The sequence below is a fragment of the Chlamydia sp. 12-01 genome, assembly GCF_042234205.1.
Taxonomy (GTDB): domain Bacteria; phylum Chlamydiota; class Chlamydiia; order Chlamydiales; family Chlamydiaceae; genus Chlamydia.
In genome coordinates this window covers 64,205-89,990 of the sequence record NZ_CP114174.1, presented here as the reverse complement: position 1 = coordinate 89,990, position 25,786 = coordinate 64,205, and the positions used below count along the sequence as shown (strand labels likewise).

Here is a 25,786-nt window from a genome sequence, read left to right as displayed (position 1 = left end):
TAATCTATCTCTAAGAAAGGGGAGAAAAACTGCGAGGTTTTGGAAAGTGATTCTCGCACCAATTGAAAAAATCTTTTGGTTCTATAGAAAATTTTTCTCTAGATCGAGATTCTATTTCAAGGATTCCAGAACTTTGGAAAGTTTTTCCGAGGATAAGTTTATAAGGAATTCCAATAAGATCGCTATCTTTTAATTTAAATCCGAGTCTTTCATTACGATCGTCTAGTAAAGGAGCGTAGCCGCGGTTTTGTAGATCCCCATAGATTTTTTCCGCAGCTTCTTGAGATACAGAATCACCACCATTGTAGAGAATAGTGATATCAAAAGGGGCGATAGCTTTGGGCCAGACGATACCGCGATCGTCGGCGAGTTGTTCTATACAAGCAGCAAGAGTTCTGCCGATACCAATACCATAGGTTCCCATCCAACAGGTTTGTTGTTCACCCTGTTCATTTTGGAATCCTACTTCAAAACATTCTGTATAGCGTACGCCTAGGTTGAAAATATGTGCAACTTCTACACCTTCAAAGATTTCATAGGGAGCGTTGCCGTTTGCTGGGCAAAGATCTCCAGCTTCAGCAAGGAGAAAATCTGCATATTCAGGTCGGGAAATATCCCTATCCCAATTTACATTTTTATAGTGTTTATCTTTTGTATTTCCTGCACAGACGAAGTTTGTCATACAGCGTGTAGTTTCATCGGCATAGAATTCGATAGGACAGTTTAGAGGACCTATAAAGCCTTTTTCTGTACCTAGATTTTTTTGTATTTCCTCGTCTGAAGCAAGGATACACTCATCTGCATTGAGTTTAGAGCGTATTTTAGTCAGATTGATCTGACGATCTCCTCGAATACCTATAGCTGCAAACTTATTTTTTTCTCCGTAGGAGAGTTTAACCACAAGAGTTTTAATAATTCTATGGGAGGGAAGCGAGAAAAAATCTTGGAGATTTTCTATTGTTCGTACATCGGGTGTGACTACTTCTTCTATAGGGAGATGTTCTTTATCATATGCATATTGTTGAGGTTGTGAAACCGCAGCTTCAATATTCGCACCATAGGCACCACTCACACAGATAGTATCTTCTCCTAGAGAACAAAGAACATGAAATTCTTCAGATTTCCCCTTGCCGATCTTTCCTCCATCAGCCTCTACGATAACATATTTAATTTCTAATCTATCGAAAATATTTTGATAGGCTTGTCTAAGCTTAGCATATTGCTCGTTCATCTGTTCTGGAGAATCTGAGAAGGTATAGCTGTCCTCCATTAGGAATTCTCTAGCACGCATCAATCCAAATCTTGGTCGGATTTCATCTCGGAATTTTGTTGCAATTTGATACAGATGGATAGGTAGCTGTTTTCTTCCTGATAGCCATTGAGATACAAACATGGAAACAACTTCTTCGTGAGTAGGAGCAAGACAGAGTTCTTTACCTTCTCTATCTGTTAGGGTATAAAGAAGACCTTCGGAACGAAATGCTTCCCAGCGTCCTGTTTTTTGCCAAAGTTCCGCAGGATGAAGAATAGGGAGTACAAGCTCTTGACCTCCAATCGTATTCAACTCTTCGCGAATAATATCCATCATTTTAAGAGCTACACGCCAAAATAATGGGGTATAGGTATAGATTCCTTTTGCTGTTTTGAAAATATATCCAGCTTTCTCTAGAAGCTCGTAGGATAAAACAGCGGCCTCTTTATTTGCATTTTTAGAAGTTTTGTAAAAAAGCTGGGAAGTTTTCATAAGGTGGCAGTCACAGATCTTTGATTTTTAACCGGCAGATATCGAAATAGATACTATTTTCTTTATCGAAATATAGAAGTCTTTACGAATCGTCAAATCTTAACACAGCAGCTTTTCTTGATCAATTGCTAGCATTACCTATAAATGAATGACTTTTAGTTAGTATTATTTACATTTCTCTTTTATTTATAAAAAATAAATAACTAATTAGGTATAAATATAATTAGTTAAAAAGAAGATTTTTTAATTTTTATTTGGTAATCCTATGTCATCAGTAAGTGGAAGTTCTGGTCAAAATCCTAAACCTATCCCAGACGATCCAAATAGCCATTTGGAGAATGTGGATAATACAGATACCTCTTCTAAAGATCAGGAAAGTATATCCAGCGGTGTTACTGAGACGGGATTGAGTGTTGAGGTTTTCTCTGCTGGAGAGGTATCGACTATAGATGCTGCAATTGCTGACATTCAGGATATAGCTAGTTCGATAATTGCCGTAGGCACACCTACAGGTTTACCTCCGTCATCGGCTGAAGCTGCAGGTCTCGCTGGAGAAATTGTTACTGATTTTTATGAAGAAGGTCCTAGTAAAGAAGATTTGGAACAGCTAGATGGTTCAGTAGTAGATTTATTTGCAGGTGTTGAGGATTCTAAAGAGCTAGTTGATGAGTTGAGAAAAAGGATTGATAACTTTCAAAAGACGAAACTTGATTCTATAAAGCAAACATCTAGAAAATCTAAACTTGATGAAGATGGACCAGATCTTGAAGAGCAGTTTCTTGATTTGCGTCGCAGTGCGGCTATATTGAATGGTCGTGCGAACCAATTAGAGAGTAGTGCGTCTAGGTTAATGGCTGATTTAGCAGATACGCACCACACATTGGTTGGCTTATCCATGGAGGAGTTTCGTAATATTTTCGGAAGTACGTCTGATCAATTTCTCGAAGATTTAAATAAGATGGGATTGGTTTATGAGGAAGGTGATTGGAGAATTGATTCTAATGGGCGTGTTCCTAAATTGACTTTAGAAATTCAGGAGCTACGTATTACCTTAGAAAATCTTCAAATACCAACAGAAGAAGAATTCATAAAAACGGCAACAGAAGAAAGTGTATCTTGTTGTCAAGCTATTATCAATAAGCTTAAGACATTATGGAATACCTTAGTACAGATGTTTCATAATTTCTATGATAAAATGCTCTTTTTCTTATTTTGGATTGCGAAAAAGATTCGTAATAAATTGCAATTTCCTTCTTCAAATAAGAATGAGAAGAATCCTAAATTTGAAAATCCTTTTGCATCTACATCGGGGACTACTACAGAGCGTCAAAATGCGGCTTCTGTAAGAGCTTCAGTTTCTGGAAGATCAGATTTATCTGATGAGGATACGATACGTCGTCCTGAAGATAGCACTATAGAAACCCAAAATGTTGATGATCAAGACGGACAAGAGAAGAAAGGTACGGAGAATGACTCTTGAGATTAAATAAGTAGAGAAAGCTTCTTACGATCCGTTTGAGTGTTGTTTTTTTTGAAATGCTCTAGTATGTTCACTCTTGTTACTACGGATTGTTTAGGACATCTTTATTTATGAATATCAAAAGAAAACGCTCACTACTAGTGTGTTTTGGGATGGTGTTTCTGCTAATTACGGGTTGTTGTCCCTTTGCAGATAAAAACACTTCCTGTTCTCCTAAAAAGTATCTTCCCATTGTAAGTCATCTTTTAGAACTTTGTGATTTACCTGAGGTAGAAACCCCTGAGGAGTTAGTAGAGGTAACAAAGCCTTTATTATTAACTCGTGAGCAGCGTATGGCTGCTGATTTTGCTTCTTTACCAATAAAGGACGATCATATTTTTTATAATGATCTGTCTTTATTGCGAATGACGCAGGTAGTTCCTGCTTATGCGGCTACTTACGGTAGCGCGGTCGTTTTTGGTGGTACACTTGCAACCATTCGTCAGCGTTTAGATTTTCTTATTCGTGAATGGAATCGCGGTGTACGTTTCAAAAAGATCATTTTCCTATCTGGAAAAAGAGAGCGTTATGCTAAAGTCGAAAATTCTGATCAATTTTATGACAATCGTTACAATCCATTTCCTATAGAAGAAAGCTGGAATCCTAGTGAGCATAAGCTTCCTTCTTCAGAAGATGAGATCGCTAGATTTGTTTGGACACAGATGGTAGTTCCCACTTCTTGGAGAGATTCTTCTGGTGGTGTTGAAGTAGAATTCCTAGTTGCTGAGCCTGCAGAAGGGCAGAAATATGGAACACGTCATGATACATTGAAAATTTTTCGTGCGTATCATGGAGATGGTTCTGAGCGCATTTTGTTTGTAAGTAGCCAGCCGTTCGTTCATTTAGATCGCTCTCGTGTGATGAAGCATTTTGATAAGGAAAAGTACGATATTTCTGGTCCTGGATTTTCGCAAACAATTTTAAAACATGACTGGGCTCCTAGGGTATGTTTACATTCTTTAGCAGCATGGGCAAGTGAAACTGACGGTTATCTTATAATATCTCAGGAGTAGTCCTTGAAAGAGGAGTATTGGACTTTGGAGGTGAAGGTCACCCCAAAATCTAAAGAAAATAAAATCGTTGGATTTGAAGGTGAAGTATTGAAAATACGTGTCACCGAAGCTCCAGAAAAAGGAAAGGCTAACGAAGCAGTGATTGCTTTGTTAGCCAAAGCTTTATCTCTTCCTAAGCGTGATGTCACATTAATTTCAGGAGAGACCTCCAGGAAAAAAAGACTCTTATTACCTAAAGCTACAGAATCTATAGTTTCTAGTTGGCGAGAACGTGGATTTTAAGCTGGGCTACAGGTTTTCTCAGGCTCAGGCTTATCGCTTTTTACAGCAGCTTTCTTGTCTTTATTATCTTTAAAGATAATAGAGCGGAATTGTTTGCGTTCTGCCTTGTTAATTTTCAGTCCTAAGCGACGAATGACATCTTCATTAAATGTTGTTGTTTGTGGTAGAGGCTCAGCAATAATTTTTCTTAGTCCTTCAATATCTTGATATCGGTTGAGTAAATGGTAGACCATTTGAGCTGCTTGTCTTCCAGATTTTTTAAAATCTACACCACAGGCAACGCAAGCTCCTTCAGCAACTAGAGAAAAATCGTCAGTAATTACAGGAATTTTTTCTTTGAGGATCTCTTCAATAAATAATGTTCCCTGCTTATGAGATAGCGAAGAAAAAGGAATAAAAATTGCTGAAGGATGTTTGTCAATAGCTTGTTGAATACGTGTTTTGAAATTTGCGGATGTTACAGCAATTTCTGTAACAGCAATTCCTGAAGCATGAAGTTTTTTCTCAATTTCTTGTTGTAGTGCTGATGGAAAAGGTTCTGAAGGTTTTATATAGACTAAAGATTCGGCATTTGTTCTTACAGCTTGTATAGCAAAACAACATTGATTGATATCTAAGGTATCATTAACACCGTAGATATTCATTTGTCTTTTGGGGAAAACTAGAGTGTCTCCTTCAGGAACTGCGGCATAGATAATAGGCTTTTTTGTTTCGATTTGGCTCATAATTTTTGTTGCTATAGAGCCTAGGGTAACGATAGCTACGATGTCTTGATCACCATGTAGTGTGCGGGCAAGTTTTCTTGCCCTAACCACACTATCTTCGGCATTGACCACTAAGACTTCTGGAGAGTTTTCCAATGTCTTTAAAACATCTATGCAGCTTTGACTACAATCTTCGAGTATTGAATGGGAGAAAGACAAAAATATAGCAACTTTCGGGGATCCCTGTTCTGGATTTGGAGAGGAAATAACCACAGAAATAAAGGAACAGATAATGGAAAAGAAAAAAGCATATTGAGCAATTTTACGAAGAATCATAGTGATAACACCGCTCTATCATATACAGATGTGACTGTTAACCGTTGGCACGCTGTAACAACGTCTTCTGTTTTCCCTAAAGCAGAAAAGCGAACATATCCTTCGCCACATGAGCCAAATCCTTTACCAGGGGTAATGGCAATGTGATATTGATGTAAGAAAAAGTCAAAGAGCTCTTCATCGGGGATAATTTCAGGAACTTCAACCCAGAGATAGGGAGCGTGCTCACCACCATATACGGAAAATTCAGCTTTTTGCAGAGCTTCACGTAAAAGTGAACTATTGTAGCGATAATGTGAAATAGCTTCTAAATTTGGAAATAGAGAAACTCCGGAGATTGCAGATTCTTGAACAGGTAGAGAAGCTCCATTAAATGTTGTATATAGGAAACGTTCCCAATCACGGATAACAGGAAGATTATCATTATATTTAAGATCTTTAGGAACTACATTCCATCCTAGACGTACTCCTGCAAATCCTAAAGATTTGGAGAAGGAGTTAATTTCTATAGCACAATGGCGAGCTTCAGGAATTTCAAAAATACTTGTTGGCAAGGAGGGATCGGAGATAAATGCACTATAGGCAGCATCAAATAAGATGATACTCCCATGAGAATTTGCATAATTGATAAGTTCTTTTAGCTGCTCTTTAGTCAAAACTGTTCCTGTAGGATTATTAGGAGAACATAGACAGAAAATATCAATAGCTTCTCCTTGAGGAATTACAGGAAAGAAATCCGTTTCCTTGGTGCAGGGAAGCTTAACAATCTTATGAGCTCCTGTAAGAAGAGCGGTATCAATATAAGCAGGGTAAGAGGGGTCTTGAACAGCTATGGTTTTTCCTGGACCAAATAAAGATAATAAACGGAAAATATCCATTTTTGCTCCGTCTGAGATGAAAATCTCTTCAGGAGTCACCTTTCCGTTATAGAAAACCTCAGAGAGTTTTTCTCTTAGAGATAGTAAGCCCAATTCAGGGCCGTATCCGCGATAGGTCTTAGGATTCCCTAATTTTTGTACAGATTTTGAAAAGGTATCGATAATTGACGCGTGTAGCGGTTGCGTAGTATCTCCTATAGATAGGTCTATAGTGGAGACTTCAGGGTATTTCTCACGGAAAGAGCGGATTTTTTGACGGATACCGGAGAAAAGGTAGTTAGTTTCTAAATTTGAAAAGTTATTATTTCTTCGCATTGCAATTTTTTCGTTGTTCAGTGGCATATGCCAGACATCTTAAAAAAGGCTCTGCTTTTTTTATATACCTTTCTGTTTTTTTCTAAGACAAACATTTGCCGCTATCTAACTTCCTAAGATAAACGCATAAGTCCTTCTCTATAATAAATAGTTAAGATTTCTTTATTTTAATATAAATATGCTATTTTTAATGTTTTAATTGGGGTTTATTTTAAAAATAAGTTTTATAATTTACTTAGTAATAAAAGATTATTTTTTAGGTTTAATTATGAATCCAATTAACCCTTATGGAAGTTCGTCTCCCGGCCCATCTCGTCCTCCTGAAGAGAGTAAAGACGATCCTCTTCGTGGCGTAGGGGGCGGCTCAAAATTCACAAGAAGAGGTGCTATTCGTGGACAAAAAGGTGTGAAAGGTGCTGCGGGATATATCGAATCTAGAGTAGGCAGAACGGGTAATAAAAAAGCGCACGAAACTGCTGCTAAGATGTTGGGATTGGGTCAGAAAATCAAAGAAACTGGGGCGAAAGCAGGAGCTGCCGTAGGGGGAGGCGTAAGTGGATTTGGAAGGGGACTTGGAAGGAAAATAGCTGATACTGCAAGACGAGTAAAGGGTAAGATTCAGGAAAAGATTGGCGGTAAGAAGGAGAAGAAAACTCCGGAACAAATGAAAATGAAAGCTCTTGCTAAAGAAGCAAAAGTTAAAGTCGGGAAACTGGCTTCTGGGGGTAAGAGAACGAAAGATATGTATAAACCCGAGCCTTTGGGAAAACCTTTCAAAATCCCTAGACCTGAAGTTAAAATAGACGATGGCTCATCTACCTTTAGCCCAGATTTAAGTGCTATAGGAGGGAGTAAACCAGTAAAAATCCCTAGAGCTAAAGTGCCAACTGGAAAAGGTGGTCCTTCTAAAGCAGAAGGAACAAGGAGATCCGCACGTTTACAACAAAAGGCAAAATCAGATGGTAAAACCGAGGGATATAAGTTCAGTCCGGATTTAACCAAAGTCAATCCTGAGAAGTTTATATTCCCCAAAGCTAAGGCTTCTAGTGGAGATACTCCTAAAGCCGAGGGAACAAGAAAATCTGCACGTATAGAAGGGAGGAATAAAAGTAAGGGAATTCTTAAAAAGCCTGGGCAGCCTCCTAAAACAGATGGTAAAGGCAGGATCCGTTGGGCAGATCAGGAAGGCAAACCTCTTGAACAGTAGACTCTGACGTTTGATTAGATTTTCGTTGTGTAGAAAAGCTGTATCTTAAAAATATTGAGATGCGGCTTTTTTTATATAAAAATCCCACCCAGTTAACTGGAGTAACTGGATGGGAAAGGGAAAGTTTTCTTTTTTTTCGTGATGCTAAATTTACATTTAGAATCATAAGCTTAGGAGTGATAGAGGGATCACAGGCGGGCTTTTCCTGTGATTTAAGTATTCCAAACTCGTTCTTTTCCTTATAAATATTTTTCTATTTTTGTCGTGCTGTTTTTTAATTTAATTAATTTAATTTTTCTTTGTTAAAAGAACTATTTTTGTATTTATCTTCTTCATAATAGAAGTTTTAGCTAGCAAGATGAGCAGATGTTGTTCTTTTTGTCTTATTTTTTCTTGTTCTCATCGAGTCTTTGGTTATTAGTTACATATTCCTCTTAGGATATTTTTGAGATCGATTTGATAAGATAGATTTTTTTGAAACCACGTTCGACTGTTGCTAAATAAATCAGCTCTTTCTATAGATTGTGGATACCATGGGAAGACTGTTACGTTATAGCTGCTGTTTATGCAGCGTAGTATTTATTTGCTATTTTTCATCTTGTTTAACTGCTGCAGCTCAAGAAGCTGCACGTTGTCCTGATTGTGAGAGTTTTAGAAAAGCTGTTACTCGCTCAGATCAGTTACCCGAAAATATCCAAGAATCTGAAAATGGCTGTTATCTTACGGGATATGTACAAGCTCTCGTGGATATGCATTTTTTAGATAGCTGTACTCAGGTAGTTGTTGAAGATAACGTGGCTTATGTATTTTCTCTCCCTGTGGATACAGTTCTTTCTAATGCGATCATAGATTTCATTAAAGATTTACCATGCATTACTGCTGTAGAGATTTGTGATAGCTCGTATCAAGAATGTCGTAATCGCTATAGAGAAGGTTGTCCTGTATTGCCAAAGCAAAAAGCTTTAGGGACGGAGATTGTCTGTGGTAAAGAGGGCGTATGGTTGCCGCAAAATACCATACTTTTTGCTCCGTTAATTGCGGATCCCCGTCAGGTAACAAATAGTGCTGGAATTCGTTTTAATGAGAAAGTGATCGGGAACCGCGTAGGTTCTGCTATTTTTGGTGGAGATTTTATTCTCCTACGTCTTTTCGATATTTCTCGATTTCATGGAGATTTAGATATTGGTCTTCAAGGTGGAGTCTTTTCTGTTTTCGATTTAGACCATCCTGATTCGTGCATGGTAAACTCCGACTTTTTCGTCGCAGGTCTACTAGGATTTGCTGTGGATAAATGGAGTTTTCGTTTGCGCCTTTGGCATCTTTCCTCACATTTAGGAGACGAGTTTCTTTTAACTCATCCAAATTTTCCAAGATTTAATCTCAGTGATGAGGGGATCGATTTCTTTGCTTCTTTGCGTTATAATTCACAAATCCGTCTTTACGGAGGTTTAGGCTATATCATTAGTCGGGACCTAACATTTCCTGAGCGCCCTTTGTACATAGAGGCAGGAGCGGAACTACGTCCTTTCGGATTGCGAGAGGGGAATTTACATGCACAACCTATTTTTGCTATGCATTTTCGTTTTTGGGAAGAGCAACATTTTGGAATAGATCAAACCTATATTTTAGGTATGGAATGGTCGAAATTCCGCGATGTGGGAAGAAAAATCCGTGCATTTGTTGAGTACCATCAGGGATTTTCTAAAGAAGGCCAATTTGTGCGAGAGCCGTGTAATTACTACGGCTTTCGCTTAACCTATGGTTTCTAAATCATACCTCTATAAATCCTTCAGGATAGGGAGGGTATTCCGGTCCTATAGGTAGTGTATTATTGAGATATCTCCTGAAAATTTCAATCCCTGCTTGGGGAGTAGAAATACAAAATACGCAATTACTTACCCATTCTGAACCGCGATTTGTTCCTGCTTTGCAATTACTTTGATATGCAGGAGTAACTTTTTCTCTCCAATAGGAAGCTGGACCAATTAAGAATATAGGGACAGGGGGTTTCTTCCCTGTTTTTATACTAATAAGCTCAAGAGAGAATTCAAAGTCTGTTCCCATGCCTCCAGTCACAAATAGAGCAAGATCTACATGGAAGTGTTCCTGACGTTGAATTAAAGAGGAGAGCCGATAGGTCATTTTTGCTTGTATGTAGGGATTTGCAGCTTGATGTGCTCCTGGGGATTGTTCGAAGTCTACGGTATTGCCACAGGAGAGAAGATTCAGTTCTGTAGCGACTTCATTTCCTATGGACATAGCTCCCGGACCACCTCCCGTCATAATTGCTAAAGGGGTATTAGGAAGGAATCCAGGTATAGGTAGTGCTTGGGTAAGATCATGTATTCCTTTCAAAAATGCACGAAGGTCTTCTTTATAACCTTCTGAAACGATACAAGAGCCATGAATGCCAATAAAGTAGGCGGAACGAAATTCTTGAACACGTTGAGTAGGAACAAACATTCCTGAATCTTTCCCACGACGTTTTACGTACTGTAAAACATGTTTAGAGACTTTATCTACCCAAAATGTAGGGATCCCCGCAAAATATAAATCCATAAGTAACGAACGATCGTGTTCAGAGAAATAGTCGCCATAAGTATAGGAGGGTATTTGGAAATAAATTTTCTGAAGATAGTAGTTTACATGATAAGAAAGCAACATGCCTTTAAGACAGGAAGAGGGGAAATATCTAGAGAAAAGTACTCCCTGACTGGTAATATGTCCTGTTTCCATAGCTTGTAGGAAGGGAAAACAAGGTTGTTCTTCTATGTATTCTTGAAGATTCTCAGGGTGGGAATCTCTTTTATCGTATAGAGATTTTGCAGAACCAACTAACCAGGAATTTTGTGATAACTCTAAAATTTCACTGCCTTTAGAGATATAGGTCGCGGCTTTTTCTTGTGTCCCTGGGGTAGTTTCAAAAATATCAAAAATGCATTGTTCGGATTCTAAAGAAGATTGTAGTAAGTCACGATAACAGAAGAAAGAATGTTCCTTATAGGGCTCTATAGTGAAGAATTCTAAAGGAATGGTTTCTACAGGAACCGTGCTTGTTCCATAAAACTCGTAAATATCCCCAGACTCTTGTGTCGTGGGCTCCAAAATATTTGCTGCGGTGTGTTTTACCCCTTCAGGAAGAAGAGAATTTACAACACGAGCAAATACCGTACGAATATGTAAGGGTTCAGTTTTTATAAGTAAAATACGGTCACGTAGGGGTAGTTTCTCACGCTCTATTTTATGTTGGTATAGAGAGAGGAAATTTCTTACTCGCATGTTCGGTTGACCTAAGGCTTTCCCTATTAGGGGGAGTAAGCCATAAATCTTATGGTCATAGTGAATCACTCCGGGAAGAGTAGGAAGGGAAACAACAAGGCGATCATCAATAACATCTAAAGAAATAAGATGTTCTAATTTCTTTCCAAAACATAATAGAGGCATTCCTGCTTTATCCGTATGTTTCAGCATTCTTTCTAAGTATTGTGGGGAGCGTACGAGTCTACGATCATCAGCAGCAAATAACTTCGCAATATAATCTCCGGGCTCTAGTAGGGTTAGCATAACAGAGGCCACAGGATCATGGCTGCTAATTTTTAATAGTAATCGTGCGCGGGAGCATTCTTTACTTAGTTCTACCTCTTTGATTTCTGCATCTATACCTAATTGTGCTAGTGAGCTTTTTAGATTGAGATGTAAGCAATGCTTAGGTAAATGAAAGCCCAAGAAGTATTCGGGGATATCTAGTATTTCTATTTCTCCTTCATAGGTATTAGGCGATAGCATATGCAAGGGAGAGGTAAGATACCCATCAGGAGAAGTTGCGTCATGGTTCCTGTGGAATAAGTTATACATATATCCTCCAAAAAAAATCAGCTTTTATAGCTTGAAGGTTTTGTTTTAGATGAAAAAGATTTTTAAGAAAACGGAAAGAAACGTCTTTGCGATTGAGAATTATTTTTCTCTGGATACAATGGAGGGTTTTTAAAAAGGATGGGAAATATGCGAATTCCAAGAAGCGTTGGTACACACGACGGTTCTTTTCATGCTGATGAGGTTACAGCGTGTGCATTGCTTATTTTATTTGATCTTGTTGATGAAGGGAAGATCATCCGTACGCGAAATCCTGAAAAACTCGCAGAATGTGAGTATGTGTGTGATGTTGGTGGAATTTATTCTGTGGATCAGAAAAGATTTGATCATCACCAAGTATCCTATGAAGGGCCTTGGAGTAGCGCAGGCATGATATTAGATTATCTTAAGGAGAAAAGGCTTATTGATTTAGAAGAGTATCACTTTCTAAATCAAACATTAATTCATGGTGTCGATGAACAAGATAACGGAAGGTTCTTTTCAAAAGAAGGCTTCTGTTCTTTTTCCGATATCATTAAAATATACAATCCTGAAGAAGGTAGAAACTCTTCTGATGCAGATTTCTTTTTTGCTTTAAAATTTACTATAGATTTGTTGAAGCGTTTGAGAAATAAATTCCGCTATGATCGCATGTGTAGAGATGTTGTCAGATCTGCTATGGAAAAAGAAGAGTTCTGTTTGTTTTTTGACCGTCCTTTAGCATGGCAGGAGAATTTCTTTTTCTTAGGTGGAGAACGCCATCCTGCAGCATTTGTGTGTTTTCCAGCCTGTGATCAATGGATTCTTAGAGGAATTCCTCCTACCTTAGATAGACGTATGGAAGTTCGTGTACCTTTCCCAGAAAGTTGGGCTGGACTTCTTGGCAAAGATCTTGAAGAGATTAGTGGTATTCCTGGAGCGATTTTTTGTCATAAGGGACTATTTCTATCCGTTTGGGATAGCAAAGAACATTGTCGACGCGCCCTGCAGTTGGTATTAGAAAATCGAGGATTAGTATGACCATTTTTGAAAGAATTATCGAAGGCTCAATAGAGTGCGAAAAAGTTTTTGAAAATGAGAATTTTATAGCTATTAAAGATCGCTTTCCTCAGGCTGCTATTCATTTGTTAATCATTCCTAAAAAGCACATCGAAAGAGTGCAAGATATGCAAGAAGAAGATTTTCCCTTACTTGCTGAAGCAGGAAAGATTATTCAGCAATTAGCGGAAGCTTTTGGTATTGCTGATGGATATCGTGTCGTGATCAATAACGGTATTGAGGGGGGACAGAGCGTATTCCATTTACATATTCATCTTTTAGGTGGAAGCTCTTTAGGAGCTATTGCTTAATTTTCCTCTGTTTATTTATGCATGTGGCACAAGGATCGCAGTCTTTGCGCCAACATTTGCTCATTCACGATTTCCCTGAAGCTATCAAGGAAGCTAAGATCCTTTTATCTTCTTCTGAGTGCTCACTCCCGCAAACCCGCCTTGCCTTGCGGGCATTCGCGCAAGGTAAGGATTATGCAACCTGGAGTCAAGAATTTAGTAAGTCTTGTCAACGCTACCCACAACTTGCTAAAGATCGCGATACGTTAGAAGATTTTGCCCAACAAATTCTTTGTGATGGAGTCTCTCATCCTTCGATGACAGTCCGTGCTGTCAGTATTCTTGCTATAGGCTTAGCTAGAGATTTTCGTTTGACTCCCCTAGTATTATCTAGTCTTTCTGACGATAGTGTTGTAGTGCGTACGTTAGCTTTGCAGGTGGTTTTGCAATATGGAACACAGGGTTTAAAAGATGCCGTGTGTAAGATCGCACAGCATGACGAGTCTATGCAGGTACGGATGACAGCATATCAAATCGCTGCGATTTTAGATATTGAGGAATTACTCCCCTATCTTCAAGAGCGGGCGAATAACAAACTCATTGACGGTGAGGAGCGTCGGGAAGCGTGGAAAGCATCTTTGATGCTTACCCCACAATTGCTCACGGGTTCTAAGGTAAAAGAAGATATGGATCAGGCATTATTTGCCTGTGAACTTTTACGTCACGAAGGAGACGGAAAAGATGAAGAGGTCCTCTTGGATTTATTATCTATTCAGTATCCTGAAGTACAAGAGACAGCGTTGCGTGCGGCTTTAGCTTGTGGGCGAGAAGTAAGCTGTGAATCAACAAAGGTTGCTGATCAAGTACGCTATCTTGCACAAACATCGCCATTTCCTAAAGTGCGTTTGCAAGCAGCAGCAGTATTGTATCTTCAAGGAGATTCTCTAGGAGAAGAGCTTTTAGTTAAAGGTTTGCGCTCTCCTTTTGTTTCTATTTGTGAAGCTGCCTCTGCTGCGGTGTGTTCTTTAGGGATACGTGGGAAAGATCTTGCCGATAGGCATCTGCATGTTGTGACATCTAGAAAAGCTGCAGCAAATCTTGCTATTTTACTTCTTGTTAGTCGAACAAATATAGAAAAAGCAGGAGATGTTCTCGCTGATTTTATCTGTGATCCTGAAATGTGCTGGGCTATAGAACAGTTTCTTTGGGATTCACAATGGAATCCTAAAAGCGCTACTCTTCCTCTCTATTTTGATATGGTAAAAAGGGAGATTGGTAGGAAGCTTATCCGCCTACTTGCAGTAGCAAAATATAGTAAAGTAAAGAAAGTTACAGGCGATTTTCTTTCTAATCGTCAGCAGCAAGGATGGAGCTTTTTCTCAGGAGTATTTTGGGAAGAGGGTGATGAGCAAGCCGCTCAGGTATGGACAGCAGATAAAAGTTTTGCTTCTTGTTTAGAGTCTACACTAGCTACGTTATGTCAGAAAAAAAATAGCGAATCCTTGCATAAAGCTATGGGTCTTTACCCTAAAAGTCGCTGGCAAGACAAACTTGCTATTTTAGAAGGTATAGCATTTTCTGAGAACACAGAGGCTGTAGATTTTCTTTTGGAATGCTGTTACCATGAAACCCCTTCGCTACGTTGTGCAGCAGCAGGGGCTTTGTTTTCTCTATTTAAGTAGATCAGTCTCTGTTAATTTAACTAAGTTATCTAGAGGATTCGATGGATTGATAGCCACAGTATCAAGGTTTTCTTTATACTTCTGTAATTCTTCAATTAATGAAGATAGGGCGCGATCACACTCTTCTTGGGAAAATAAAGATTTAAACTGTTTTTCTAGAGCTTCTAAGAAACCGTCTACAAGATGAATAATATTATAAATAAATTTTTTTAAATGAATGCTAGAATTCTTTTTAGTATTTTTATTCTTCATAAATTAATTTTAATTTGTTTCTTTGTCTCTTTATTTAAATAATAAAGACTTTTTTTCTATATTTTTTAAATATGGGGGAGAGGATTGAGAGTTTTTATGGATTTTTAAGATCGATTGTACTACATTTATGTGAAAGTCTAAAGCGCTGGGATTTTTAGATATGCAAACATCATCCTTTTCTTTGAAAATACTTCGCGCTTCTCTATTTTCTTTAAGCTTCCGTTATTCTGGTCGCTACCTCCATCGAATCTAAACTGTTTTTTTAAAGTAATTTTTTTGCTGAAGATTTGTATTGTTTCTGTCGTATTTTGGCAGTTGCTCTTCAGCCTGTTTATTTTTTTTACAGTTGAGAGTTTCGAAATGAATTTTGGATTATTTTTAGGTTGTTTACTTGGCGTTCAAGCCTTTTGTTTATTTGTAGGCCGTAAGGGTGGCTCTACAGTTCAAGATCGCGAGGGATATTTCCTTGCAGGAAGAAGTTTAAAAACGTTTTCGTTAACGATGACGTTTATTGCCACGCAAATTGGTGGTGGGGTCTTGCTTGGTGCCGCTGAAGAGGCTGCACGTTATGGTTATGGAGTTATCTTATATCCTTTAGGAGTTGCTTTAGGGTTAATACTCCTTGGCGTTGGTCCAGGAAGGAAACTCGCTTCGGGATCTATTGTTACTGTGGTGACACTTTTTGAAAGTGTCTATAAGTCAAAAAAGCTACGTAAAATGGCTTTTCTGCTTTCAGCATTATCCTTATTTTTTATTCTTGTAGCGCAGATTGTTGCTTTGGATAAGCTATTCAGTGTTTTTACTTATGGTAAGTATCTAACAGCTATTTTTTGGATAACTTTAGTATTTTATACATCTACGGGGGGATTTCGAGGAGTAGTAAGAACAGATATCATTCAGGCAATTTTCCTTCTTATTGCTGTGACTACCTGTGCTATTTCTGTTTGGTACGGCTCCTCTGAGTTTACTCCCATACTCTCTAATTCCACATTCGAGCCTTTACCAACGAGTAAACTTCCAGGATGGATTTTCATGCCTATGGTATTTATGATTGTTGAGCAAGATATGGCACAACGTTGTGTAGCAGCATCGTCACCACGACGTTTGCAGTGGGCAGCGATACTTGCGGGTATCGTCATCCTTTTGTTTAACTTCATCCCGTTATTTTTAGGATCTTTAGGAGCCAAACTTGGCATCGCTCAAGGTTGCGTGCTTATTGATACTGTGGCCTATATTAGCGGTCCGTCACTAGCAGCTGTTATGGCAGCTGCGATTGGTGTGGCAATACTCTCTACAGCGGATTCACTAATTAGCGCTGTCGCACAACTTGTCAGTGAAGAGGTCCCTCAGATATCTTCAATAAACTATCGCTATTTGATTTGTATTATTGCTTTGTTGGCGCCCCTTACTGCTATGGGCTTTAGCAACATCGTAGATTTGCTGATGTTAAGTTATAGCCTCTCAGTATGTTGTCTTTCCGTGCCGATAGGTGCAGCGCTTCTCACACGTTATCAAGCTAGTCCTGTAGCAGCTTGGGCAGCGGTTCTTATAGGTGGGGGTGTATATAGTTGTGGATATTTCATCACTATTCCTTTCTCCAGGGATTTGATTTCCTGGCTATGTTCACTATTTGCATTTATCTTTGTTGAAGTTCTCTATGTATATAGCAGGAAACCTTCAGAGAGAAAGGTTTAATCTAACGAATGCGGACGATTATCAGTTCACCTTCTTGTTTTTCAACAAGAAGGTGAGTTTCATCAATTAGGTTATCTTACGTCGGGATTCGGAAGTTGTTTTAAGCTAGAAAGAAGATCTATAAGAGAGGATAGGAAGGCTTGGAACAAAGGTTCATCGGGATGGTCGGGGATGCCTCTGAGTAATTTTCTACAATAGTAAATTAGCCAGTATAAGGCATAAAATAGACATTGTAAAAGGTAGAGTTTGCATGTTTGTGTTACCATATACCTCCATGAAGAAAATACTCTTATTCCTTCATTGTTATTTGGTAATCAAATAGTTAAAACAGACAAAACTTTGCAACACAATTATTTCAAAACTATAACTAATTCTTTTTAAAAAAGATTTATAATTAATTAAAATTATTTTATGTTGTCTGATTATAAGTAGAGAGTCAACTAAACGTTTCTAAGATTTTGATTTAGGAATGATAAGACTTTCAATTCCCAATATTTTGATACATAGAATCTGCATACTCTTCTCTTATGGAAGAGAATAAATCTGTAAGTTCTTGAGGGGTGATGTGCTGTTTCCCATCACAGAGAGCTTTTTCTGGACATTCGTGTATTTCTATCATCAATCCATCAGCACCTACAGCCATAGCAGCTTTTGCTAATGGAGTGACTAACGAACGTTTTCCTGCAGCATGAGAGGGGTCTACAATTACTGGAAGAGGACAAATCTCTTTAAGTAAAGCAACAGTATTAAGATCTAGAGTATAACGTGTGGACGTTTCAAAAGTGCGTATACCGCGCTCGCAAAGAATTACCCCGGGACATGTCGGGGAATTAAGTAGATATTCAGCTGAAGATAACCATTCCTCTATAGTTGCCGAGGGATGACGTTTGAGAATAATTGGTCGATGACTTTGGCTAGCTTCCTGGAGCAAAACAAAGTTTTGCATATTCCTAGCTCCTATACGAAGAATATCAACATTTTCTGCTGTGATTTCTACATCTCGAACATCTAAGACTTCTGTTTCTGTAAGTAATCCGTGAATACGCTGAGCTTCTTTATGCCAGATAACCTGTTCTTTTCCCCATCCTTGAAAGGTGTAGGGACTCGTTCTGGGTTTCTTTACAGATCCTCGTAATACCGTAGCTCCTGCGGCTTTGGCAGCAAGGCCTATGGCTACAGTATGCTCATAGCTTTCCAGAGTGCAGGGGCCTGCAATAAGAAGTGGGGAGTCTTCCCCAACGGAAACATCCGCAGATAGGGGAAGAGTGATATTTGGATCTTTAGAAGATCGTTTTAGCGCATGAGGTAGAGGGTAGGTAGTCGTAAGAATAAGAAGCTTCCCTTAATTTATGGTTGTTGATTCGGCGGAGTTCCAGGATGGGCTGCTTTCGAAGTATCGTTAGCATCTTTTGGTAATAAACAGTTGTAGTGGTTGTTGGCGCGTAGAACAAAAATCCGTGCTTGTTGTTCTGGAGTGTAATCCGCCTGCAAAAAGCCATATCTATTTGCCAAAGGTGTTAATTGACTTGCATTTTGTGTCAAACTTCCATCTGCTAGATACTGACAAAGCGCGAATGCGCCTAAAGCGGAGGAAATCGCACTGATATGCTCATCTTCGGCTTGCGTATTTACAGAGTTAAACATACGCATAAGCTTCCGCATGTCCATAGTATTCAGGTCATGTATGAAAGACTGAAATGCTTCTGGATGTTTATTTTCTCTACGCACCAAGGAAAATAGAAAAGCATTTTGTAAGTTTGAATAGGTAATAGTTTTATCAAGATTTAGCCAGAATAATGAACTCCAACGATCAAAGTTGTTCACGATATCTGTTTTAATGTTCGTTGTTTTCTCATTGATATAAGTAATTAACTTATTTGTTAACTCCGTATTATCATGTAAAGTCTGAGAATGCGTATTCACGAAACTATAGAGTAAGACATCATTTGTAAGAGTTTGGCTAAATGGTCTCCTAGCATTTTGAGGAGTTGCTTTGTCTCCTACTATGTCTAAATGGTAAATAAATGTATTCCATAACTGAGGATAGGATGATCGTATTTCATTAAGTAAAGCTGAAGTCCTTGCTGGATTTCCTGAATCCATCACCCGGAAGAAATCTGCTCTCATATTTGGGCAAAGAGAGAGGGCGGCAGGATCTCTACCTAGGAAAGATAACATAGATTCAATAGCTTTTGAATTTATGTTATTTCCAAATATAGGAGAATCCCAACAGAAAGTTCCAAAGATACCTCCTCCCATAGATACCACACGATGAGAGTTGATCTTCTTTCTCAAAGCTTGTTGTAAATGTGGTTGATAAATCAGCATAATTTGCCTTGCAGCATCTCTAGTAGTCGGATGTCGAAGTAAGGAAGGGTATTGCAATAGGAAGAAGAACATTTGTACTCCCTCTGCGTATATCTTGTCTATAGAGTTTTCTGGAACTTCTCTTGCAAATATTGGAGATGCGGACATTTCAAAGTATGATGCTGAGTTATTGCCTTGATAAATACACGTTAAAAGAGAATCCAAAGTATTTCGTAATTGTGCTTCAGGAAGAGTCTGTGGTGTGCTTTGCATTAACTTGGCAATGCGTCCGTAGGTAACACCTAATTGTGGAATGGTATCCGAAGATTTAAATCCATCACAGAGAGATAGAGCAACCTCAATTAGACTAGCTGCTTGTTTTTGAGTCCAACAGGTTTGTAGTTGTGTACTCAGAACAGTTGCCTTTTCTCCATGCCATCCTAGAAAATCTACTAGGGTTTGTTTGTCTCCTAATATTGTTCTGAGAGTAGTCTTTGCTTGTTTTAAGAATGCAGCGCAAGCAGTGTTGTTTTCTGCACATGAAGGATGAGAAAGAAGAAAAGTAGTAAGAATTAATGGTGTAGGCAGAGCAACGCCTGGTCTTTTCTCAGCGACAGCCTGAGCAAATTTTTGGTAATGTCCTAGAATTTCTGGAGGGAAATTTTGTATGATAGGGTTAACACTTTCTGCAGTTAAATCTCCAGCAACTAAGATAGTGGTAGCAGTATCCATAAACTCATCTAACGATGCTTGAAATTGGCTAGCTGTTTGTCGTTGTTCCTGAGGTAATTGTTGGATGTCTTGATCATTGAGGAGTAGTTGTGATAAAAACTCTAAAGCGAGTTCTCCCTGATCTGTTGCTGTTGTTAGTGGTAACACATCTCCACCACAGAAGATGTGATTTAAAATAGGGCTGGTTGGTTCCGTTTGTATGATCTTTTTCAAAGCACTTGATAACATTTCCGGAGCTTCTGTCATCTGACTTAAGATTAAAGCACGAACGTTTTCTTCCCCTCCCAGACTTTTTATACGGTTTTCATCCATAGTGAAAAAGGCAAGATTTCGTAAGAAATAAATAGCTGTAGCAGTGTGGATTGGAGAAAGAAGTATATTATTGTATACATCTCTTAGATTATCATAGTTCTGGCATGATCTAAGAATTGTAGCCATCTGCTCGGTAAGTAAATGATTTCTTGTTGATGACGCTGCAAAAGATAGTCCTAAAATACGCTGAGCCTCATTTTCGAATGCTTGGGGATTTCCAGAGCGTATTAATGAACATATCCAACCTACATAGAAAGAACGATAAAAACAGTTTCCATCTCCTGGAACATCAACAAGATAATAGTTATTATCCAGATGTGTTAACTGTTTTAACAATAGACGGGCAACTATAGCACCTTCATCCTGGGCATTTCTTGTGTGGATAGTGTTGTTAAGAGTCCTTATCATAACTTGGAAATCTGCTCGGACACGCCTAGGATACGTCGCTACGAATAGAAGGTTAAGAATATGTGCTGCTGTGATAGTTCCACGCGCACCGATTGGTGACAATCCTTGCTCATTCAGGAGAGCCATTGCTTCTAGAGATTTTGGATCTACACCTGGAGGTAAGACTCCCGTACGTTGGACGCGTTTTAGGACTTGATCTAGACTTAATGCTTCTGGTTTCGGAGTAGGTGCAGGTGGTGTGGGCTGTGTTGGTGTATCGGTTACTCCTGTTGTGGGGGTAATAGGTTGTTGTGTTGGAGATGGTGTTACATCTGTTGGTTGTTGAGGAATAGGTGCTGGTTGTGTTGGTGTATCGGTTACTCCTGTTGTGGGGGTAGTAGGTTGTTGTGTTGGAGGTGGTGTTACATCTGTTGGTTGTTGAGGAATAGGTGCTGGTTGTGTTGGTGTATCGGTTACTCCTGTTGTGGGGGTAGTAGGTTGTTGTGTTGGAGGTGGTGTTACATCTGTTGGTTGTTGAGGAGTAGGTGCTGGTTGTGTTGGTGTATCGGTTACTCCTGTTGCGGGGGTAATAGGTTGTTGTGTTGGAGGTGGTGTTACATCTGTTGGTTGTTGAGGAATAGGTGCTGGTTGTGTTGGTGTATCGGTTACTCCTGTTGTGGGGGTAGTAGGTTGTTGTGTTGGAGGTGGTGTTACATCTGTTGGTTGTTGAGGAGTGGGTGCTGGTTGTGTTGGTGTATCGGTTACTCCTGTTGCGGGGATAATAGGTTGTTGTGTCGTTGGAGGAATATCTAAAATAGCTTTAGTAACGGGAGTTGGCTTTGTTTGAGGTGTTGGGCTTTTTCTTCGGGATACTGGAGATCCTGTAGGTGGAGGGGTGGACGGTTGTGGTTGGACAGGAATGATGGGTACGACAGTTTCCTCTATTATATGACGCTTGCAATAATGGAAAAGTAAGAGAAGACCTAAAGTAATAATGTGCAATAGCACATAAGCAACCAGCCTTAACGCTCTAATACATAGAGGATCTTGTGGGTTGGTTTGTAAATGGTAAAGATTATTTCTTCCTGGGGGAGGACAGGAAGGAGGAGTAGAAGAAGGTGAGCTCATAATTAAAAAATTTTTTATATCACATACTTACTCGCTTTCGATGTCAATTAATTTAAAAGCAGATTCGAGTTTGATGATTTATTATTCCGTATGTAAAGTATATCATATTTTTAGTTATTCCAGCATAGTTTTTATGAAACAGTTTACTTTTTATCTTCGGGCCCTATTTTGCGGATTTTGTTTATTCTTAGTGGGTTGCAATTCCCCTATTGAGAGAGAAAAAATTTGGGTAGTGGGGACCAACGCAACCTATCCTCCTTTTGAATTTATTGATGAAAATGGCCAGGTTGTGGGCTTTGACATGGATCTTGCAGAGGCTATTAGCAAAAAACTTGATAGGCAATTGAAAGTCGTGGAGTTTTCTTTTGATGCGTTGATTCTCAATTTGAAAAAACACCGTATAGATGCTATTTTGGCAGGAATGTCGATTACTAAATCACGTCAAAAAGAAATTTCTATGATTCCTTATCATGGAGAAGGTGTTTGTGAATTAACTATTGTATCCAAACAGCCAATAAGCAAAGAAGATGTTCTTCCTTTGTCCAAGTATACGTCAGTTGCTGTTCAAACAGGAACTTTCCATGAAGATTACCTGCTGTCTTTACCAGGAGTTTGTGTGCGCTCTTTTGACAGTACTTTGGAGGTATTGATGGAGGTCGGTTGTAAAAAATCGCCAGTAGCTGTTCTTGAACCTTCTGTTGCTCGTGTAGTGCTGAAAGAGTTTCCTGATTTGTATACGACAACTATAGATCTTCCCGAAGATTGGTGGGTTCTTGGTTGTGGTTTGGGGATAGCAAAAGATCGTCCCGAACATGTAGAAGAAGTTCAAAAAGCTTTAAATGAATTGCAAGCAGAGGGAACGATTCGCGAATTAGAAAAGAAATGGGGTTTGGATCAAAAAAACTTTTAACATTTCTTTTATAAGAAGAATCTTTATACCATAAGATTCTTCTTATCTACTTTCTAGTTAATAATTTCTTTTTAAATCTATATTTAGATTCTTATTTTTAAGTTTTTCCTTTTATATAAGAATTAGTTCATTTATTTTTTATAAACTCTTATAATTTGATCTTTTCTATTCTTTTTGTTAATTTCTTTCTGATTATTTTAAGGGGCTGTGTATGTTTGGTTCCTTCCCGTGTTATCCTGGTTTCAAGGATAGCGCTCAATATGCTAACACACATTTTTATTGTTCCTCTTGCGAGGGCGTGGTGCAACCCAGTGAGGTTTCCATTCTTGTTGTAGGTGGTGACGGCCATCCTAGTGGTGTAGCTCCTATTTTACGGTGCAAGAATCATCCGATTAAGGGGACGTATTCTTCGGGACCTTTGACAACATTGTGGGGTTTGCATCCTAAAGATGCCGATGCTATTGCTGTTCGTGAGCATATGAGGAACATATGTTTTCGGGTACGTAATCTAGATATCTGTGCCTTGTTAAGTTTCCTCGGAGGAGGAGTGTTGCTCCTTTCAGGAGTAATTCTTGGTGTGATTGTTTCTTCCCCTGTGATTCCAGGCTTACATCATTGGTGCTTTCCTGCAATTTTATTAGGTGTGGGTTTAGTCTTATGTTTGATTGGAGCAATTTTTAATTATTTTTCACGGGTGCGTGTACGTGAATGGTTAAGTCTTTCAAAAGATTATACTGAACGTTGTGAACTTGTTCATGTCCAGGATGGAACGGAAAAGTATGTTGTACTTACAGATTTCCCTCCTTCGTGTCATTTATTGGATCCTATGTTAGCTAATAATGCACTTCATCATCCTCCTACAATTCCTCTACCTATTCCTGAACTTGCGATTCCCGAACCCGCTTCTTCTTTTTCTTAATTTTCTAGACAGTTACAATTCCATTTTTTAGAAATGTATTGGGGATTGTCTGTGGGAAAAGAGATGCGGGGAGATTTTTCATCAGGTAAATTAACCTTTTTGGGTTCCGGAAACCCTGAAGGAATTCCTGTTCCCTTTTGTTCCTGTGCCATTTGTACAGGAAAACAAATACGACGTTTACGTCCTTCGGTACTTATTGAATGGGCGGGAAAGAATTTCCTTATTGATGTTGGACCAGATTTCCGACAGCAAATGTTAGAAAATAATATTCAAAAACTCGATGGCGTATTTCTTACTCATCCTCATTACGATCATATCGGAGGCGTTGATGATTTACGTGTTTGGTATGTAATCCATCAACGTTCCCTCCCTGTTGTTCTCTCCGCATTTACTTATAAATATCTCTGTAAAGCTCGTGAGCATATTGTTTTTCCTCAAGGTGGTGACACTACACTTCCCGCTTCTTTAGATTTTACTATTTTAAATGAAGCCTATGGAGAGAGTACATTTTTAGATCTTCCCTATACCTATGTTTCCTATTATCAAAAATCTTGTGAGGTCATGGGATATCGTTTTGGAAATCTTGCTTATCTTACTGATATGAATAGGTATGATCAGGAGATTTTCAGTTATCTTTCTGGAGTAGAAACTTTGATTTTATCTGTTTCTCCTGATCGGCCTCCTGTAGCTTTTTATGGACGCGGACACGCGCATTTTACTATGAGTCAGGCAGAAGATTTTGCTGCCCATGTAGGAGCAAAGAAGTTAATCATTACACATATCAGTCACAACCTGCAAAAAGAACTCGCAGATTATTCTGATAAGGTGTGTGCTTATGATGGTATGGAAGTTTCCTGGTCTTTATAAGGATAGATAATGAAAAAAAAGCCTAAAGAAGAGAAAAAAAGTCGTGAAAGTGCTTTGGGATGGCGTTTTTCTCTTCCTCGAGAAGAGCAAGATCCTTCCCAAGCTCTAGCAGTTTCCTGTTATACAGGAAAAGCTGATCAAAAGAATGTTCAAGAGCATAGTGAAGAGCTGGTTTCTCTTGCTGAATCATGTGATATCACAGTGTTGGAAACACGCTCGTGGATTTTACGTATGCCATCCTCTTCAACGTATTTAAACGAAGGTAAGCTTTTAGAAATCGAGGAGATTTTACAAGCATTTCCTACTATTGGCACATTGATTGTTGATGAAGAGATTACTGCCTCACAACAGAGAAACCTAGAAAAACGTTTAGGTCTTGTTGTTTTAGATCGTACGGAGTTGATTTTAGAGATCTTCGCTAGTCGTGCCTTTACCGCAGAAGCTGGACTTCAGGTAGAATTAGCACGCGCACGTTATCTTCTTCCTAGATTAAAGAGAATGTGGGGTCACCTATCACGTCAAAAATCTGGAGGTGGTAGTGGCGGAGGTTTTGTTAAGGGGGAGGGAGAAAAACAAATCGAACTTGATAGAAGGATGATTCGTGAAAGGATTCACAAATTAACTTCCGATTTGAAATCTGTAGAAAAGCAACGGAAAGAACGTCGTAAGGCTAAGGAAAAACGAGGGATTCCTTCATTTGCTTTGATTGGTTATACCAACTCTGGAAAGAGCACATTATTGAATCTTTTAACCTCTGCGGAAACTTATGCTGAAGATAAGCTATTTGCTACTTTAGATCCTAAAACACGTAGATGCGTTCTTCCTTGTGGGCAGCGTGTTCTCGTTACTGATACGGTAGGATTTATCCGTAAATTACCCCATACTCTTGTTGCAGCGTTTAGAAGTACTTTAGAAGCTGCTTTACATGAAGATGTTTTACTTCATGTTGTGGATGCTTCGCATCCCTTAGCTTTTGAGCATGTAGAAACGACAAAAACAATACTGCAAGAATTAGGAATTGAACATCCTAAAATTATTACAGTATTGAATAAGATCGACGAGCTTCCCGATAGTAAAGCTTCTACGAAACTCCGTTTATTATCTCCACGTGCCGTCTTGGTCTCTGCGAAAACTGGAGAGGGAATACAAAATCTCCTTGAAGCAATGACAGATGTGATTACCGAAGGATGTCCTGAGGTAACACTAAAATTTTCTTACAAAGATTATGGGAAATTTACCGAACTTTATGATGCGGGATTAGTATTATCACATCGATGTAAAGATGATATTTTAATCGTGGAGAGCTATTTACCAAAAGAGTTGGAGAAAAAGTACCAACCATTTATTTCACGTCCCCGTTCTTCTCAAAAGAAAAAAGAAGACTAGGTTTTATTTCACGAAGTTTCTTTACAAGCTA

Annotated in this window: 21 protein-coding genes; 13 read left to right on the top strand and 8 right to left on the bottom strand. The window is 38.8% G+C overall.

Annotated features, from left to right (window positions below; genetic code table 11):
* Positions 1–10: 10 nt before the first annotated feature.
* Positions 11–1,744, bottom strand: coding sequence for a proline--tRNA ligase (locus tag O1W69_RS00240; protein WP_375793555.1), 1,734 nt, complete (start codon positions 1,742–1,744; stop codon positions 11–13).
* 265 nt (positions 1,745–2,009) lie between these two features.
* On the opposite strand from O1W69_RS00240, the gene O1W69_RS00235 reads away from it, so the two are divergent.
* The 3 genes from O1W69_RS00235 to O1W69_RS00225 all read left to right on the top strand — a co-directional run bounded on the left by O1W69_RS00235 (position 2,010) and on the right by O1W69_RS00225 (position 4,558).
* Positions 2,010–3,224: a CT392 family protein gene (locus O1W69_RS00235; RefSeq protein WP_375793554.1), complete on the top strand. Its 1,215-nt coding sequence runs from the start codon at positions 2,010–2,012 to the stop codon at positions 3,222–3,224.
* Positions 3,225–3,334: 110 nt separating this feature from the next.
* On the top strand, positions 3,335–4,276 hold the full coding sequence (locus tag O1W69_RS00230; RefSeq protein ID WP_375793553.1) for a hypothetical protein: 942 nt from the start codon (positions 3,335–3,337) through the stop codon (positions 4,274–4,276).
* 3 nt (positions 4,277–4,279) lie between these two features.
* Complete coding sequence (locus O1W69_RS00225) at positions 4,280–4,558, top strand: DUF167 family protein (protein WP_375793552.1); 279 nt, start codon at positions 4,280–4,282, stop codon at positions 4,556–4,558.
* On the opposite strand, the gene O1W69_RS00220 is transcribed toward O1W69_RS00225, so the two are convergent.
* A complete protein-coding gene (locus tag O1W69_RS00220; protein ID WP_375793551.1) occupies positions 4,555–5,598 on the bottom strand; it encodes an ABC transporter substrate-binding protein in 1,044 nt (347 codons plus the stop codon). The two genes, O1W69_RS00225 and O1W69_RS00220, sit on opposite strands and share 4 nt — an antisense overlap.
* On the bottom strand, positions 5,595–6,791 hold the full coding sequence (locus tag O1W69_RS00215; protein WP_375794011.1) for an LL-diaminopimelate aminotransferase: 1,197 nt from the start codon (positions 6,789–6,791) through the stop codon (positions 5,595–5,597). The genes O1W69_RS00220 and O1W69_RS00215 overlap by 4 nt, the downstream gene beginning before the upstream one ends.
* Positions 6,792–7,059: 268 nt before the next feature.
* On the opposite strand from O1W69_RS00215, the gene O1W69_RS00210 reads away from it, so the two are divergent.
* Together O1W69_RS00210 and O1W69_RS00205 are read left to right on the top strand one after the other, a co-directional pair.
* Complete coding sequence (locus O1W69_RS00210; RefSeq protein WP_375793550.1) at positions 7,060–7,998, top strand: hypothetical protein; 939 nt, start codon at positions 7,060–7,062, stop codon at positions 7,996–7,998.
* Between the two features lie 533 nt (positions 7,999–8,531).
* A complete protein-coding gene (locus tag O1W69_RS00205) occupies positions 8,532–9,767 on the top strand; it encodes a DUF1207 domain-containing protein (RefSeq protein ID WP_375793549.1) in 1,236 nt (411 codons plus the stop codon).
* Position 9,768: 1 nt separating this feature from the next.
* On the opposite strand, the gene O1W69_RS00200 is transcribed toward O1W69_RS00205, so the two are convergent.
* Positions 9,769–11,853: an LOG family protein gene (locus O1W69_RS00200; protein WP_375793548.1), complete on the bottom strand. Its 2,085-nt coding sequence runs from the start codon at positions 11,851–11,853 to the stop codon at positions 9,769–9,771.
* Between the two features lie 147 nt (positions 11,854–12,000).
* Here O1W69_RS00200 and O1W69_RS00195 point away from each other — a divergent pair, with 147 nt between their 5' ends.
* The 3 genes from O1W69_RS00195 to O1W69_RS00185 are packed head-to-tail and all read left to right on the top strand — an operon-like array spanning position 12,001 to position 14,860.
* On the top strand, positions 12,001–12,870 hold the full coding sequence (locus O1W69_RS00195) for an MYG1 family protein (protein WP_375793547.1): 870 nt from the start codon (positions 12,001–12,003) through the stop codon (positions 12,868–12,870).
* Positions 12,867–13,199 carry a histidine triad nucleotide-binding protein gene (locus O1W69_RS00190; protein ID WP_375793546.1) on the top strand — a complete coding sequence of 111 codons (333 nt, stop codon included), beginning with the start codon at positions 12,867–12,869 and terminating at the stop codon, positions 13,197–13,199. The genes O1W69_RS00195 and O1W69_RS00190 overlap by 4 nt, the downstream gene beginning before the upstream one ends.
* A gap of 17 nt (positions 13,200–13,216) precedes the next feature.
* Positions 13,217–14,860, top strand: coding sequence for a HEAT repeat domain-containing protein (locus O1W69_RS00185; protein WP_375793545.1), 1,644 nt, complete (start codon positions 13,217–13,219; stop codon positions 14,858–14,860).
* Here the strand turns inward: O1W69_RS00185 and O1W69_RS00180 are convergent.
* A complete protein-coding gene (locus tag O1W69_RS00180) occupies positions 14,849–15,112 on the bottom strand; it encodes a hypothetical protein (RefSeq protein ID WP_375793544.1) in 264 nt (87 codons plus the stop codon). The genes O1W69_RS00185 and O1W69_RS00180 overlap by 12 nt on opposite strands.
* A gap of 360 nt (positions 15,113–15,472) precedes the next feature.
* Here O1W69_RS00180 and O1W69_RS00175 point away from each other — a divergent pair, with 360 nt between their 5' ends.
* The gene (locus O1W69_RS00175) at positions 15,473–16,807 is read left to right on the top strand and encodes a sodium:solute symporter family protein (protein ID WP_375793543.1); all 1,335 of its coding nucleotides are present in this window, start codon (positions 15,473–15,475) and stop codon (positions 16,805–16,807) included.
* A 71-nt stretch (positions 16,808–16,878) separates the two neighbouring features.
* Here the strand turns inward: O1W69_RS00175 and O1W69_RS00170 are convergent, their stop codons facing one another.
* The 3 genes from O1W69_RS00170 to O1W69_RS00160 all read right to left on the bottom strand — a co-directional run bounded on the left by O1W69_RS00170 (position 16,879) and on the right by O1W69_RS00160 (position 21,673).
* Positions 16,879–17,073: a hypothetical protein gene (locus O1W69_RS00170; RefSeq protein ID WP_375793542.1), complete on the bottom strand. Its 195-nt coding sequence runs from the start codon at positions 17,071–17,073 to the stop codon at positions 16,879–16,881.
* A gap of 215 nt (positions 17,074–17,288) precedes the next feature.
* A complete protein-coding gene (gene aroF / locus O1W69_RS00165) occupies positions 17,289–18,137 on the bottom strand; it encodes a 3-deoxy-7-phosphoheptulonate synthase (RefSeq protein ID WP_375794010.1) in 849 nt (282 codons plus the stop codon).
* Between the two features lie 17 nt (positions 18,138–18,154).
* A complete protein-coding gene (locus O1W69_RS00160) occupies positions 18,155–21,673 on the bottom strand; it encodes a hypothetical protein (RefSeq protein WP_375793541.1) in 3,519 nt (1,172 codons plus the stop codon).
* A 133-nt stretch (positions 21,674–21,806) separates the two neighbouring features.
* Between O1W69_RS00160 and O1W69_RS00155 the strand changes: the two genes are divergently transcribed.
* The 4 genes from O1W69_RS00155 to hflX all read left to right on the top strand — a co-directional run bounded on the left by O1W69_RS00155 (position 21,807) and on the right by hflX (position 25,755).
* The gene (locus O1W69_RS00155; protein ID WP_375793540.1) at positions 21,807–22,583 is read left to right on the top strand and encodes a transporter substrate-binding domain-containing protein; all 777 of its coding nucleotides are present in this window, start codon (positions 21,807–21,809) and stop codon (positions 22,581–22,583) included.
* A 211-nt stretch (positions 22,584–22,794) separates the two neighbouring features.
* Complete coding sequence (locus O1W69_RS00150; RefSeq protein WP_375793539.1) at positions 22,795–23,502, top strand: hypothetical protein; 708 nt, start codon at positions 22,795–22,797, stop codon at positions 23,500–23,502.
* A 63-nt stretch (positions 23,503–23,565) separates the two neighbouring features.
* On the top strand, positions 23,566–24,369 hold the full coding sequence (locus O1W69_RS00145) for an MBL fold metallo-hydrolase (protein WP_375794009.1): 804 nt from the start codon (positions 23,566–23,568) through the stop codon (positions 24,367–24,369).
* Positions 24,370–24,378: 9 nt separating this feature from the next.
* Positions 24,379–25,755, top strand: coding sequence for a GTPase HflX (gene hflX / locus O1W69_RS00140; RefSeq protein ID WP_375793538.1), 1,377 nt, complete (start codon positions 24,379–24,381; stop codon positions 25,753–25,755).
* The last annotated feature ends 31 nt before the right edge of the window (positions 25,756–25,786 follow it).

What these genes read in the sequence shown, in the direction of transcription:
- O1W69_RS00240 (WP_375793555.1), bottom strand. Translation starts at nt 1,744, where the DNA reads ATGAAAACTTCCCAGCTTTTTTACAAAACTTCTAAAAATGCAAATAAA.
- O1W69_RS00235 (WP_375793554.1), top strand. Translation starts at nt 2,010, where the DNA reads ATGTCATCAGTAAGTGGAAGTTCTGGTCAAAATCCTAAACCTATCCCA.
- O1W69_RS00230 (WP_375793553.1), top strand. Translation starts at nt 3,335, where the DNA reads ATGAATATCAAAAGAAAACGCTCACTACTAGTGTGTTTTGGGATGGTG.
- O1W69_RS00220 (WP_375793551.1), bottom strand. Translation starts at nt 5,598, where the DNA reads ATGATTCTTCGTAAAATTGCTCAATATGCTTTTTTCTTTTCCATTATC.
- O1W69_RS00215 (WP_375794011.1), bottom strand. Translation starts at nt 6,791, where the DNA reads ATGCGAAGAAATAATAACTTTTCAAATTTAGAAACTAACTACCTTTTC.
- O1W69_RS00210 (WP_375793550.1), top strand. Translation starts at nt 7,060, where the DNA reads ATGAATCCAATTAACCCTTATGGAAGTTCGTCTCCCGGCCCATCTCGT.
- O1W69_RS00205 (WP_375793549.1), top strand. Translation starts at nt 8,532, where the DNA reads ATGGGAAGACTGTTACGTTATAGCTGCTGTTTATGCAGCGTAGTATTT.
- O1W69_RS00200 (WP_375793548.1), bottom strand. Translation starts at nt 11,853, where the DNA reads ATGTATAACTTATTCCACAGGAACCATGACGCAACTTCTCCTGATGGG.
- O1W69_RS00195 (WP_375793547.1), top strand. Translation starts at nt 12,001, where the DNA reads ATGCGAATTCCAAGAAGCGTTGGTACACACGACGGTTCTTTTCATGCT.
- O1W69_RS00190 (WP_375793546.1), top strand. Translation starts at nt 12,867, where the DNA reads ATGACCATTTTTGAAAGAATTATCGAAGGCTCAATAGAGTGCGAAAAA.
- O1W69_RS00185 (WP_375793545.1), top strand. Translation starts at nt 13,217, where the DNA reads ATGCATGTGGCACAAGGATCGCAGTCTTTGCGCCAACATTTGCTCATT.
- O1W69_RS00180 (WP_375793544.1), bottom strand. Translation starts at nt 15,112, where the DNA reads ATGAAGAATAAAAATACTAAAAAGAATTCTAGCATTCATTTAAAAAAA.
- O1W69_RS00175 (WP_375793543.1), top strand. Translation starts at nt 15,473, where the DNA reads ATGAATTTTGGATTATTTTTAGGTTGTTTACTTGGCGTTCAAGCCTTT.
- O1W69_RS00170 (WP_375793542.1), bottom strand. Translation starts at nt 17,073, where the DNA reads ATGGTAACACAAACATGCAAACTCTACCTTTTACAATGTCTATTTTAT.
- O1W69_RS00160 (WP_375793541.1), bottom strand. Translation starts at nt 21,673, where the DNA reads ATGAGCTCACCTTCTTCTACTCCTCCTTCCTGTCCTCCCCCAGGAAGA.
- O1W69_RS00155 (WP_375793540.1), top strand. Translation starts at nt 21,807, where the DNA reads ATGAAACAGTTTACTTTTTATCTTCGGGCCCTATTTTGCGGATTTTGT.
- O1W69_RS00150 (WP_375793539.1), top strand. Translation starts at nt 22,795, where the DNA reads ATGTTTGGTTCCTTCCCGTGTTATCCTGGTTTCAAGGATAGCGCTCAA.
- O1W69_RS00145 (WP_375794009.1), top strand. Translation starts at nt 23,566, where the DNA reads ATGCGGGGAGATTTTTCATCAGGTAAATTAACCTTTTTGGGTTCCGGA.
- hflX (WP_375793538.1), top strand. Translation starts at nt 24,379, where the DNA reads ATGAAAAAAAAGCCTAAAGAAGAGAAAAAAAGTCGTGAAAGTGCTTTG.